Origin of the sequence: Methylorubrum sp. Q1 (assembly GCF_004683995.1) — a bacterium.
In the GTDB taxonomy this organism is placed as follows: domain Bacteria; phylum Pseudomonadota; class Alphaproteobacteria; order Rhizobiales; family Beijerinckiaceae; genus Methylobacterium.
In genome coordinates this window covers 1-287 of record NZ_SRHQ01000110.1, presented here as the reverse complement: position 1 = coordinate 287, position 287 = coordinate 1, and the positions used below count along the sequence as shown (strand labels likewise).

Annotated in this window: 1 protein-coding gene; it reads left to right on the top strand. The window is 72.1% G+C overall.

The genetic code is table 11. The features are described from left to right. A partial coding sequence (locus tag E4V01_RS25980) for an MBG domain-containing protein (protein WP_193763321.1) occupies positions 1 to 287 on the top strand: 287 nt, incomplete at both ends.

The window sequence follows — 287 nt, the reverse complement described above, 5'->3', positions numbered from 1 at the left end:
TGACCGGCGAACTCGCCACCGCCGCCGACGCGCGCAGCAACGTCGGCAGCTACGGCATCGGCCAGGGCAGCCTGGCCGCCTCGGCCAACTATGCCGTGACCTACCAAGGCGCCAACCTCACGATCGACCAGCGATCGGTGACGGTCACGGCCACAGGCCAGAGCCGCCTCTACGGCGAGGCCAACCCGAGCCTGACCTACACCACGACCTCGCTAGGCGCAGGCGCGGCCCTATCGGGCACCCTCGCCACGGCGGCCACGGCCACCTCGGACGTCGGCCGCTACGCC